Source organism: Rhodococcus sp. LB1 (assembly GCF_001583455.1).
In the GTDB taxonomy this organism is placed as follows: domain Bacteria; phylum Actinomycetota; class Actinomycetes; order Mycobacteriales; family Mycobacteriaceae; genus Rhodococcus_F; species Rhodococcus_F opacus.
Genome location: NZ_LTCZ01000219.1, coordinates 470 through 12325, shown reverse-complemented (window position 1 = coordinate 12325; position 11856 = coordinate 470). Strand labels below are relative to the sequence as shown.

Genomic DNA, 11856 nt, shown 5'->3' with positions numbered 1-11856 from the left:
TCACCGCACGAACCCAAGGATCACCTAACGGGATGCCGGCCGACGGATAGTGGGATGGTGGAGTGAGTGCCCACAAGGACTTCGAGCCCCGGATGGCCGAACGTGGACGCTGGGCAAGATCAATCAACGTGGCGATCTTCAGGCCCGTCTCGAAGGCGCCGCCAATTAGGAGTGCTTGCCGAAGACGTGGATCGAGGTCACTCCAACGCATCCGAAGATCGTTTGTCCTGCGCATCGCGGACGAACTGATCCATCATGGCGCCGAGGCCGCGCTCTTGCGCGATCTGTATGCCAGCCGTCCGTGTCACTGATCGATCCGAATTGGAGCGCTTTGAATCAGATCGCCGCGGTTGGCTCGTCTGCAGAGGTCTTTTCGCAGTGGGCGGGCGCCCGCATGCCGGCGGAGCTGTGATGCCAACGGATGTCAGCACGAAACATGTGGGTAGGTGTCTCCTCTACCGACGCCACCCTCCAGGGGCTCGATCTCGTGACGAAATCGCCGTAGTTGGAGTGGGTCCGGGACAGAGATCCCGAAAGCGGAACCACCAGCGGGACAGGCCGACAGCGCGCCACCGGGACAGGTGGTTCCGCACGCGGATCGCTGGCCATTCAACGATCCTCAATCGGAGCTGCACTATGCTTCTTCTGCCAAACCGTGCGTGTTGCGACGACCGCTGGAATCCGCCTTGCACGTCACGGTCCGAGTGGTGCACCGGCGCCGAAAGATCCTGGTCGTCGCGGGTGCGGACCAGACCCCCATCTCCAACGCGTCCAGCCGGCGGAGTCTCCGCGTTGTCGACGTCGTCGAGCGCGCTCAGGACACCGCGGATGCCGGTGACGGTAGCCGCCACGGCTGGGGCGTGCTCACGATCTCGGTGTGTGGTCGTGGCGAGATCCTTCGTTGTGGGATGAGATTCCTACCTGCTCGCGGCGGTCGGGACGAGCACGAATCCTGATGCGGTGCTGCGCACGCGTCCGGCGGTGGGGTGGGTGAAATGGCTTCCGAACAGCAGGGTTTCGGTGTCGGCGATGCTCGACAGCGTAGTCTCTCGTGTGCGTTCCGACACGGCCGGATCGACGTCCACTCCGCAGCACAGGCGTGGGTGGGCGAGCTGGATGGGGTGGTGGAGGAAGTCCCCGGTCACTAGCGCGGTCTCGCCGCCGGAGCTGATCCGGACCGATACCTGCCCCGGGGTGTGGCCCGGAGTGGGGAGCAGTTCGACTCCGTCGGCGATCTCGACAGGCGTTTCGACGTCGACGAGTTCGTATTGACCGGCCCGGCGGACCGGGGTGATCGAATCGGCGAACATTCGCTGCTGGTCTTCGCTCAGCGCTGCCGCCGACCAGTAGTCCCATTCGGTGCGAGCGACGAGGTAGCGGGCATTCGGGAAGGTCGGCTCCCACTGCCCGTCGCGCAAGGTGGTGTTCCAACCGACGTGATCGCGGTGGATGTGCGTGTTGATCACGAGGTCGACCGAATCCGGGTCGAAACCGGCGTCGCCCAGTCGCGGCAGGTAGTCGCCGTCGAGGTTGTTCCACGCCGGGTTGTCCCGGACCTTGCCGTTGCCGATACCGGTGTCGATGACGATGCGGGTTCCGGCGATGTCGACGACGAAGCTATGCACCGACAGGCGGATGTCGCCGCCGTCGTCGGTGGCCGACGGGTCCAGCCACGGTTGGCCGGCCACGAGTTCGGCTGTGGCGTCGGGCAGGAGCCAGCGGCCCTGCCCTTCGAGTACGACTTCGTCGACGCGACCGATGGTCGCGTCCCCTACGGTCCAGTGCGCTGAGGTTCCGGACACGATCAGCTCCCTACGCTCGTTGCGGCGGCCTGGCGGTCGATGGTGGCGTTTCGGTGCCAGGTTTCCGGCGCCGCGAGCAGGTCAGCGAGTCGGTGTGCGCACACCGCCAACAGTTTCTCGCCCTTGTCGGCCGTGGCGAGTCGTGCGTCGCCGGCCACACCGGATTCGGTGATCTCCTCGAAGGAGCGCCAGAGGTACACGGGGACGTTGTCGGATTGCAGTCCGCATTCGGGGCCGTGTGCGTCGGAGAGGCGGTCCAGGACCACGAGTTCGGGGTGCGCGGCGAGCATCATCGACGTCTCCCCCTCGCATGCGTGCATCACGCCGCTCTGCCCCTCCAGGATGTCCGCGACGTCGTCCGCCGCCGCGGTCAGGTACGTCGTCACGGCGATGGTGACGGGCAGTTCCGCGGTCAATTCGTTGACGATGGCGTTGAGCGCCGAGATGTTCCCGCCGTGCCCGTTCACTATCGCGATCCGGGTGAATCCGGCGCGCATGATCGACCGGCAGACGTCCCGGAGCACGGCGTGGTAGGTGGGCAGGCTCAGGGTCAGAGTGCCGCCGAAACGCATGTGGTGTTCCGCTAGTCCCCACCACAGTGTCGGTGCGACGACGACGGAAAGGCTCTCCGCCAGTTGGGCTGCGACTCTGTTCGCCGCCTCAGTGGCGAGCAGCGCGTCCACCCCGGTGGGCAGGTGCGGGCCGTGTTGTTCGATCGATCCGACCGGGAGCAGTACCAGACCGTCGAGTCCCGCCCGCTCTCGCAATTGCTCCGCGGTCATCTTCTCCCAGGAGTACTCCATGTCGCCCTCGTCCTCCATAACGCTGTCAAGCCTCGACCAAAGTTAGACTGGACTGTACAGTACACCCCTATCGGTAGCGGTGGCCAGAGCCCAGGCCGGCAATAGCCAGTTCGCTGACGTTTCCGCACGAACCCCATCGAGGAGCCATGGATACCCATACCCCCAGCCCCGGCGTTCCCTTGACCATCGCCGCCCGGCTGAATCGCCTCCCGGTCACCCGGCGGCACAAGAAAATCATCGCCATCATTGCGTTGGGCAACTTCTTCGAGATCTACGAACTGTTCCTCGCCGGTGTACTGGCGGCCACCTTGATGACCAAGTTCGCGCTCACCGGCTTCGACCTGTCGCTGGTGCTGGCCTCGGCGTTCGTCGGCGCCTTCGTCGGCGCCGTCCTGATCGGCCGGATCGCCGACCGTCTCGGCCGCCGGCGCGCGTACATGATCACCCTTGGCTTGTACTCGGTGTTCACGCTATTGGCCGCCTTCTCCACCGATCTGTGGATGCTGGTGCTGTGTCGTTTCATCGCCGGCGTCGGACTCGGCGGCGAACTGCCCGTCACCGACTCCTTCCTCGGTGACATCCTGCCGTCGAAACGCCGCGGCTACTTCGTGGCGTGGGCCTTCACGCTCTCGTACACCGCGGTCCCCGTCGTCGGATTCATCGGCATGATCGTGGTCGACGCCAGCCCGCTCGGGATCGACGGCTGGCGATGGATGTTCGCCCTGGGTGCGCTCGGCGCCCTGATCACCTTCATCCTGCGGCGGCACCTACCCGAGTCGCCGCGCTGGCTCGAATCCGTGGGCCGGACAGACGAAGCCGAAGCCGTCACCCGCGAACTCGAGGATGCCGCACGTACGGAGGGCTGGGCCGCCCCGGCCGAGGACGAGGCAATCTCTCCCGTGAGCACCGGACCGGTGAACGCGTCCGCGATGCTGCGGAAGCCGCTGTTGCGCCGCACCATCACGATGGCGATCGTCTGGATTCTGGCCGTCATCGGGTACCACGGATTCAGTAGCGTTGCGACGCTCGTATTGACGGGGAAGGGAATCAGTGTCACCAATTCCCTGCTGTATGTCTCGCTCGCCTTCGTCGGATACCCGGTCGGCTCACTGCTCTCGATGCTCGTCATGGACAGGTTCGAGCGCAAATGGCTTCTCGGTGGCTCGCTGGTCGCGATGGCCGCGCTCGGCCTGGCCTACGGAAATGCCGTCACACCGGTGTGGATCGTGCTGTGGGGTTTCACGTTCACGGTGATCGCGAACCTGATGTCGAATGTCACCCACGTGTATCAGCTCGAGCAATACCCGACCGCCATCCGGACCACCGCCACAGGCCGGCTCTATTCACTGGGACGCCTGTCGACCGCCGCCGCGCCGCTCTATCTAATCCCTATGCTCGAACACAGCGGCGCCGGAGCGGTATTCACCCTCGTCGCCGCAGCCCTGGCGGTTGCTGCGGTCGTCACCGTGGGGTTCGGTGTTGCCACCACCGGGCGGACCCTCGAGGAGATCTCGCCCGGCGACGCACCGACGGCAGTTATCCCGCAGCGGGCGCGTACCGCGCCATGAAGGTGGCGACCGACTCCTCGACAATCTCGTCGGCGGGCGGGAGATCCGTGACGAACTCGACGATGCCCATGACCTGAGGCCACAACGTCACTTCCTGGAGTAGCCCGAAGAACTGGTGGGCGGCCAACTCGGTCGAGCGGCATTCGATATGTCCGTCGGTGACCAATCGGTCAAGTTGGCCGACCAGCGCCTTCAGCAGAGGCTCCTTGCCGGCCCGGTAGAACTCCTCGGCGATCCACGGCAGTCGCCGAGATTCGGCCACCACCAGGCGGATGAAGCTCACTTGGTCGGTCTCGGCCACGAACGCGAGGATCGCCTGGGCGAAGCGCCTTAGTACTGCTTCCGCCGACTGCGGCGCACCGTCCACCAGATCGTCGATGCGCCCGGTCTGCAACAACTTCGACCAGTGCCGATCCAGCATCGAGCGGAAGACGGATTCCTTGCTGCCGAAGCGGTTGTACAACGTCTGGCGTGCCACTCCCGCCGACTTCGCGATCCGATCGAGGTTGACCCCCGCGTATCCGTCCCGCAAGAAAAGCTCCTGCGCGGCGTCGAGAATCTTGGCCGTCGTCTCGGACTCGGACACCACCACACCACCCTCCAGTCCCATGCGATCTGCCGCCCTCTCAACCCGCGAAAAGCCCCTTCCGTAGCCTGTACTGTACAAGCTAGACGTGATGGCATTTCGACAGTCGCACCGTGTGATTGTCGACAGACCTCGACAACGGGCTGGACCCGTGTTCGGGCTGATCGTTGAGTCGGCACTGGCTGGCCTGCTCGCCCTCGGGCACGTCACCCTTCAGCGCGTGCAGCCACCCGTGACACGCCACGAACCGCAACGAGCAATCTGAAGGCTTCAGTCTCGCCCCAGTGCGGCCCGCTTCGGGATCCCTCACCGGACATCGCACCGCGAACTAGAAGATGAGCCCGTGTTTCTCGACGAGCGCCATGGTCCCGTCCATGTCTGCCGAACAGCCGTAGGGGGCGATGGTCTGCTCCAACTCTTCGGGGCTCAGATCCTCGGTCAGTTGGTCGAGGCACCGGAACAGCTCTTCCAGACCTCCGGGCGAGATGATTTCCAGCAATCTCGCCGCCGTCTCGCCGGCATTCCAGAATGTGTGCCACTCTCCTCGGGGTTTGATCACCAGATCTCCCGGACCGGCCACGATCTCCTGGTCCCCGAGCCTGGCGGTAACCGTCCCCTCGAGGATGAAACTGAACTCATCCTCCCGGGTGTGCCTGTGCAGCGGAGCTGCAAGCACCCTCGGCGGCAAACGGTGCTCGACCAACGAGAACCCGCCGCTCCAGTCTCGGCCGTTGATCAGAAACCGATCACCGCAGGCCGCGGCGGGTTGGTAGAGCTCGCCGTCTTCAGGACCGACAATACGATGATTCGACACCGCCCACACCGCTTCCCACGATCGAGCAAATGAGGTGTTTCACACCTTACGCCGACCTCGGGTACGCAGTTGTCAGGAGTGTCATTGGTAGCGAACACGTCCCTTGTATAGATATGCGCTAGTTCGGGTGTCTCTCTCATTCGACCGTTTTCGGGAGCCCGCCTCATGACACCACAAGGGGAGCGCCGCCGATTCGGATCGTCGTGTCATCGATAGAGTGTGCCGGTGATTGTCGCTGTCGAAGGGCCCAGTGCCGCCGGGAAAACCACGTGGTGCCGCGCTACCGGTGGTCAGTTCGTCGCCGAATACATCCCGACAGGGCAGGAGCCGGACGGATCTGATCCGGTGGAGCAGGCGACCTACTGGGCGCAGGTCAATGCGCAACGGTGGACACAGGCGCTGACCTTGGAGGGCACCACCGGTGTGGCGGTGTGCGACAGTGACCCGCTGAAACTGCATTACAGCTGGTGCCTGGCAGCAGTGGGTGCGGAACCGGTCACGCGATTCGAGCACAAATTCGCCGCTGTCCGCGACCGTTCGGCATCAACCCGGTCACCGACGAATTCCTGGACGAACAGCAACGCGCCGACCTGCTGCTGTCGAACGGGTTGCTTACACGACCAATTCAGGTGCGCGACGCGGTGGTTCCGTGGATCGGCGAGTTCGTCGGCACCGCACGCTCCACCGTCTAGGTAGCTCGCGACGTGAGACGCCGGGCGTCGACCTCGCCCGGCACCTCACGTGGCGCGACGCTCAAACCCGTACGAGGCGGCGGATCGACGAGTTGCGCTGACCTGGTTCGACTCGCCGACACTCACCACGAGCGGTGGAACAAAGCCTATGCCCTGTGGGTGTCGGGCATCGTGTACCTTCACCTCGGCGCACGGAGTTCGCGCTCGAAGTAGCGAAGTCCTCGCTCAGTATCCAACTCGCCTTCGAAGACAGAATCTGCACCGCACTCGCAATCGAAGTTCTTGCCTGAACCGCAGAGGCCATGGGCGACATCGCTCGCAGTTCGCGGGCGGTGACCCGGTCGTAGAGGGCCTTGCGTTGCGGTTGGCCGCTGCCCACGAGTCGAATGCGAGTTGCCACTGCGCCCGTGCGGCGGCGCCGCGCTCGCACGCGTTGCGGGTGTGGGCGATCACCTCAGATTCGACCTGCAAGGTCAGCTCGGGTCGAAGCCGAGCTTCGCCTTGACTGCGGCCCCAGGCCGGGAACGCGGGTGCCGAGTTCGCCGCGGACGGTGGCGGGGTGTGGCCGTGCCGGATGAACAACCGTTGCAGGTCAGGTGATTCCTCTCGTGAATGGGGTTGTGCATCAACGCCGGTAACCACGCATGGCGTCCTCGGTGACCGCGACGATCGTTCAGGTGAGGGCCGAGTCGAGCGCATGAAGGGCGTGCACTTCCGCCCGGGAGGGCGCGTACGCGCCGGATCGGCTGACCGTCAACGCACTCGTGTGTATCGCGCGGAGCAGTGCGGGTTGGACATCGGGCCAGTCCACAGCCGCGAGTCGATCCCGTGCTTGGGCTGAGCCGAGCAGGCCCGCGTCGAGTAGTCCGGAGAGTAGTCCGGCCATGAAGGAGTCCCCGGCACCGACGGTGTCGCCCACGGTGACCGGTGTCTGGTCGATGTGGAGCATGTCCCGGTTGTGAGCCAGTCGCGCGTAGGCGCCCCAGGATCCGCGGGTGACGACCACCATTGCTGGTCCTGTCTTCACCCACCGCCGCATAATGTTCTCGACCGACACGCCCGGGTAGAGCCAGTCGAGGTCCTCGTCGCTGGTCTTTACCACGTCGGACAGTGAGACCAGGTGCTCGACGCGGTCGACGACGGTGTCGGGCGAATGCATCAGTGCGGGACGGATGTTCGGGTCGTATGACACGGTACCGAGGAGCCGCATCCGTTCGGCGGCGACGACCACCGTCGAGCCGCCTGGTTCGACGGTGGCGGCGATGCTGCCGGTGTGCAGATGCCCGAACGGTTCCAGGTCCGGCAGTTGCGGGACCGCCCAGTTCAGGTCGAACTCGTAGTTTGCGTGTCCGTCCGCGTCGATCCGGGCGAACGCGACCGACGTCTTGTGTGCGGAGTCGGTTCCGGGCGTGATCTGCACGCCGGCGGACTCTGCCCACTGTCTGAGCAGATTTCCCCGGGTGTCTTTGCCCCAGTGGGAGCAGATGCTGGCCGGGTGGCCGAGTGCGCCGAGTCCGACCGCGACGTTGAGCAGGCTGCCGCCGACGTGTTCCTGAGTGAATCCGGGCCTGGTGACGACGTCGATCAGTGCTTCGCCGAGGCTGAGTACGCGGCTGGTCATCAGTGCGCCCGTACCGCGGTCGACTGGTCCGGGCCGTGGTCGAGTGCGACGCCGAGCTTGGCCTGCATCTCCTCGAGCGGCACACCCTTGGTCTCGGGCATCACCTTCAGCACCCAGATCAGCTGACCGACCATGGCGAGGAAGAAGATGCTGAACGCGGCGCCGGCTCCGAGGGCACCGATGATCGGCGGGAAGGCGAACGAGGTGATCGCGGCGAACACCCAGTGGGTCAGGCTGCCCAGCGACTGCCCCTGACCACGGATCCGATTCGGGAAGATCTCCGAGAGGAATACCCAGATCACCGAGCCCTGGCCGACGGCGTGGGCGGCGATGAATCCCATCAGCCCGATCAGCACCAGTATCGACGAGGTAGAGGTGAACTCCCCACCGCGCGCATTTTCGTAGTAGAACATCACGGCGGCAAGGAATCCCAGGGACATCAGGTAGCCGATCGAGCCGACGATCATCAGCTTGCGCCGGCCGAGTCGGTCGATCAGGCTCAGCCCGACCATGGTGGCGACCAAGTTCATCGCGCCCACCCCGACGCTCATCAGGTACGCGGCGTTCGTGCTGGCGCCGGCCTCCTGCATGACCCGTGGCGCGTAGTACAGGACCGCGTTGATGCCCGACAGCTGGTTGAAGACGGCGATCGCGACGGCGAGCAGGATCACCTTGCGGTGCCCGCGCGTGAAGAACGGCACCTTCGTCATGTTCGCGGTGGCCGCCAGCGACTCCCGGATCTCACTCATCTGGAAGTCGACGTCGGCTTGGGTGGTGCACAGGCGCTTGCTCGTTGCGGTCGCGTCGTCCCATCGACCGTTGGCGGCCAGCCAGCGTGGCGTTTCGGGGACGGTCGGCAGCATGAGGACGAACACCAGTGCTGGAACGATCATGACGCCGAGCATCCAGCGCCAAGCATTGTCCCCGGGGACCGCCGCGCGGATGACGGCGTTGGATGCATAGGCGATGAGGATGCCGAGCACGATGTTGAATTGCACCAACCCGACCAGGCGTCCTCGGTTGGCCGCGGGGGCGATCTCGGCGGTGTAGATCGGTGCACAGACGCTGGCACCACCCACGCCGATGCCACCGATGAACCGGAACAGCATCAGAATTTCGACGTTCGGGGCCAGGGCAGACCCGAGGGCCCCAAGAACGAAGAGGACGCCGATCACGTAGAGCGCCTTCTTGCGGCCGTACCGGTCTGCCGGCCGGCCGGCGACCAGAGCGCCGAGGATCGTCCCGATGAGTGCGGTGGTGACGGTGAAGCCCAGCTTGGCATCGCTGAGCGCGAACACCTGCTGGATCTGTTCCTCCGCACCGGAGATGACGGCGGTGTCGAATCCGAAGAGCAGCCCGCCGGTCGCGGCGACTATTGCGCTGCGAACAACTATAGGTTTCACGAGATGTCTACTTCCTCTTGCGGTCGAAATATCTTGGAAAAGAGGGATTTCCGCGCACAGCGCGATGGGTTGGGCACCCACGCCATCGCCCGTCGGCCGCGGCGATCACCGCGGGGTCGAGCGGCTCGGAGCCAGAAGCGCCCTGCGTCTCGACGTGGATGTCGTGACCGCTGCGGGCGGCACCGTGCTCCAGCGATTCCGCCGCCAAGTGTGCGATGCCCGTGGGGCACGAGGTTGTGGCTACGAACTTCATGTCACGCGCCTTTCCTAGCGGTTCGCTGTCGCAGCCGAAGCGACGACCGATCGACGCTGACCTGCCTGGTCCTGCGTCGCTGTATCGATGAGCCTGCGGACAGTTATAGCTGTGACGTGGCTCTCATGTCAACATATACGGGCCTAAACACACATATTCGGGCATCAATGAGCAGATTAAAACAACAAAGGCGCCCACAGCAGTCTGATCAGTACCTTCTCGACGATCACCCCTGGCAATCAGACGATGCAGTCGTTCGTCACCACCGGCGGGAACCTGCTCGCCGACGGCGGGACTTTCGGCGTGGGAACGGTGATCGTCACGCACTTCGACGAACCGATTACCGACAAGGCCGCCGCCGAAAGGGCACTCGGGGTGCAGACCGCACCGCCGGTGGCCGGCTCCTGGTACTGGGCGGACGATCAGAACGTGCACTGGCGACCCCAGAACTACTGGACGCCCGGCACGCAGGTCACCGTCCACGCCAATGTGTACGGCATTCCCCTGGGGGAAGGTCTGTTCGGGCAGGACGACGCGCAGATGTCGTTCACCATCGGTGATGCGCACGTCTCCGTCGCCGACGACGCCACCAAGCAGGTCATCGTCACGAACAACGGGCAGGTGGTTCGGACGATGCCGACGTCGATGGGCATGGGCGGCACCGAAGTCGTCGGAGGGCAGACCCTGTCTTTCTGGACCCAGCCCGGCGTCTACACCGTCCTCGACAAGGCCAACCCGGTGATCATGGACTCCTCCACCTACGGGCTGCCGGTCAACTCGAGGCTTGGGGACAAGGAGACAAGGAGACAAGGAGAAGATTAACTACGCCACCCGGATCAGCAACGACGGCATCTATCTCCACGAACTCGCCGACACCGTCTGGGCGCAGGGCAACACCAAACGTCTCGCACGTGTGCCTGAACCTGAGCCCGGACAACGCCCGCTGGTTCTACGACTTCTCCGTCCCCGGCGACGTCGTGGAGGTGCGAGGCACCGGCGGCGCCCCACTGGAGTTGTGGCAGAACGGCGACTGGTCCGTGCCCTGGGAGCATTGGCTCGCCGGCAGCGCCCTGTCCTGAGAACAGAACGAAACCCTGCCAGGGACATTCCTGCGCGGCAACCGTTTCGGCGGAAACCGTTCACCCGAGCTGCGGCCCGATCGGTGACCCGATAGCGACGCCTTCAACTTGGCTTCGACGTGGGTTCGTCGCCTCGCCCTGCTGGTACGCGGAATCGGGTACGGCTGTCGGAAACGCCAGCGGCGCTGCAACTCGCACCGACAACGACCCGGTCGCCTGCGTACTCGCCGGCAGTCCGGGTACCCGAACCGCGGGCGAGGGAATACCCTCCGCCCGTCCCTTTTTCGTGGAGGTGAGTGCGGTGATCAATTTGTACTATCCGCTGGTCATCGTCCTGTATGTCGTCCCGGCTTTGTGGCAGAGCGATCTCGGCCATTTCTGAGCGTCTGATCTGAATCACAGCGCTCCAATTGGGGTCGTCGGTGAGACGTACGGCTGGCGTAAAGATCGCGCAGGAGCGCGGCCTCGGCGCCATGATGGATCAGTTCGTCCGCGATGCGCAGGACATGTCCTTCGGGTGGCCGAGCCGTGTGGCCCGGCGGCCGGGCCGATCGCCGTACCCACGTCGACGGATTCGGAGGTGACGAGCTCGCGGAAACCCGCGTACGCCAAGTCCATCGAGGCCAGGGCATCCTGGGCGCTGTCCGCGCCGCCTCTGTCGATCTTTGCCTCCGGCGGTGTGACCGCGAGCCACGTCCAGTTGCGCGATTGGGTCAGGACTTCAGCGATGTGAAGCAACCGCCACCGAATGGTGATCTTGTCGTCGGCGTCATCCGGCCGCCACGACCACTCCCGGTCGGTCAGTCCCGCCATCCGGTTCCACAACCGTTCCCAAGCGTGGTCGAGCAGGTCCAGCACGTCCTTGTCGGCAGTCCGCATGATCGCCACCCTGCCAGTAGTGCGGACAGGCACCGACGGCGACTGCGGTCCGGTGGATCGGGCGCGGACCGATCGTCGAACAGCTACCGGTATCCGGCACCATCGGTAGGAGGCCGCCATCATCGCGGCGTGGGTTCCCAGCGGTGAATGCTCCGGGAGTTGTTGCCCCTGTGGGTTGTTCAGCGAGTACTTGGGGTTTGGGGGCTGGCTCGGTCCGGTCCGCGTCGTCGAGAGGTTGGCGGTCGGCCTCCGGGGTGAAGACGACGTCGACGGTCTCTTCGGGTCGTCGTTCCTCCATCTCCGCCAGCAGCAGCGCGGTCTGGTCCTGCGGCGTGAACGGGGGAGTGGGTCATCGA

The 11856-nt window shown here is 64.9% G+C and carries 9 protein-coding genes and 3 pseudogenes; 3 read left to right on the top strand and 9 right to left on the bottom strand.

The window, feature by feature from the left end; genetic code table 11:
* The 3 genes and pseudogenes from AZG88_RS54195 to AZG88_RS26205 form a co-directional block, all read right to left on the bottom strand.
* A pseudogene (locus AZG88_RS54195) lies at window positions 1-211 on the bottom strand (hypothetical protein); the annotation flags it as partial.
* Window positions 212-917: 706 nt separating this feature from the next.
* Window positions 918-1802, bottom strand: a complete 885-nt coding sequence (locus tag AZG88_RS26210; protein WP_061699648.1) for an MBL fold metallo-hydrolase — start codon at window positions 1800-1802, stop codon at window positions 918-920.
* Between the two features lie 2 nt (window positions 1803-1804).
* Window positions 1805-2623: a creatininase family protein gene (locus tag AZG88_RS26205; protein ID WP_063886889.1), complete on the bottom strand. Its 819-nt coding sequence runs from the start codon at window positions 2621-2623 to the stop codon at window positions 1805-1807.
* 128 nt (window positions 2624-2751) lie between these two features.
* On the opposite strand from AZG88_RS26205, the gene AZG88_RS26200 reads away from it, so the two are divergent.
* Window positions 2752-4173 (top strand): MFS transporter, encoded by a 1422-nt coding sequence (locus AZG88_RS26200; RefSeq protein WP_063886888.1) that lies wholly within the window; start codon window positions 2752-2754, stop codon window positions 4171-4173.
* Here AZG88_RS26200 and AZG88_RS26195 read toward each other — a convergent pair.
* Window positions 4142-4783, bottom strand: a complete 642-nt coding sequence (locus AZG88_RS26195; RefSeq protein WP_061699646.1) for a TetR/AcrR family transcriptional regulator — start codon at window positions 4781-4783, stop codon at window positions 4142-4144. The genes AZG88_RS26200 and AZG88_RS26195 overlap by 32 nt on opposite strands.
* A gap of 304 nt (window positions 4784-5087) precedes the next feature.
* Entirely contained in the window at window positions 5088-5582 is a 495-nt protein-coding gene (locus AZG88_RS26190; RefSeq protein WP_231914204.1) for a cupin domain-containing protein, read from the bottom strand.
* Window positions 5583-6103: 521 nt separating this feature from the next.
* Here AZG88_RS26190 and AZG88_RS26185 point away from each other — a divergent pair.
* Window positions 6104-6265 (top strand): annotated as a pseudogene (locus AZG88_RS26185) (ABC transporter substrate-binding protein); the annotation flags it as partial.
* Between the two features lie 673 nt (window positions 6266-6938).
* Here the strand turns inward: AZG88_RS26185 and AZG88_RS26180 are convergent.
* Genes AZG88_RS26180 through AZG88_RS54190 form a run of 3 tightly spaced genes read right to left on the bottom strand, consistent with a single transcriptional unit; the run spans window position 6939 to window position 9542 of the window.
* Window positions 6939-7886 carry a carbohydrate kinase family protein gene (locus AZG88_RS26180; protein WP_061699645.1) on the bottom strand — a complete coding sequence of 316 codons (948 nt, stop codon included), beginning with the start codon at window positions 7884-7886 and terminating at the stop codon, window positions 6939-6941.
* On the bottom strand, window positions 7886-9289 hold the full coding sequence (locus AZG88_RS26175; protein ID WP_061699644.1) for a sugar porter family MFS transporter: 1404 nt from the start codon (window positions 9287-9289) through the stop codon (window positions 7886-7888). The genes AZG88_RS26180 and AZG88_RS26175 overlap by 1 nt, the downstream gene beginning before the upstream one ends.
* 7 nt (window positions 9290-9296) lie before the next feature.
* Window positions 9297-9542: a PTS fructose transporter subunit IIB gene (locus AZG88_RS54190; protein WP_442971754.1), complete on the bottom strand. Its 246-nt coding sequence runs from the start codon at window positions 9540-9542 to the stop codon at window positions 9297-9299.
* Between the two features lie 207 nt (window positions 9543-9749).
* Here AZG88_RS54190 and AZG88_RS26170 point away from each other — a divergent pair.
* Window positions 9750-10621, top strand: a pseudogene (locus AZG88_RS26170) (L,D-transpeptidase); the annotation flags it as partial.
* Window positions 10622-11017: 396 nt separating this feature from the next.
* On the opposite strand, the gene AZG88_RS26165 reads toward AZG88_RS26170, so the two are convergent.
* Entirely contained in the window at window positions 11018-11500 is a 483-nt protein-coding gene (locus tag AZG88_RS26165; RefSeq protein WP_231914203.1) for a DinB family protein, read from the bottom strand.
* Window positions 11501-11856 lie beyond the last annotated feature (356 nt).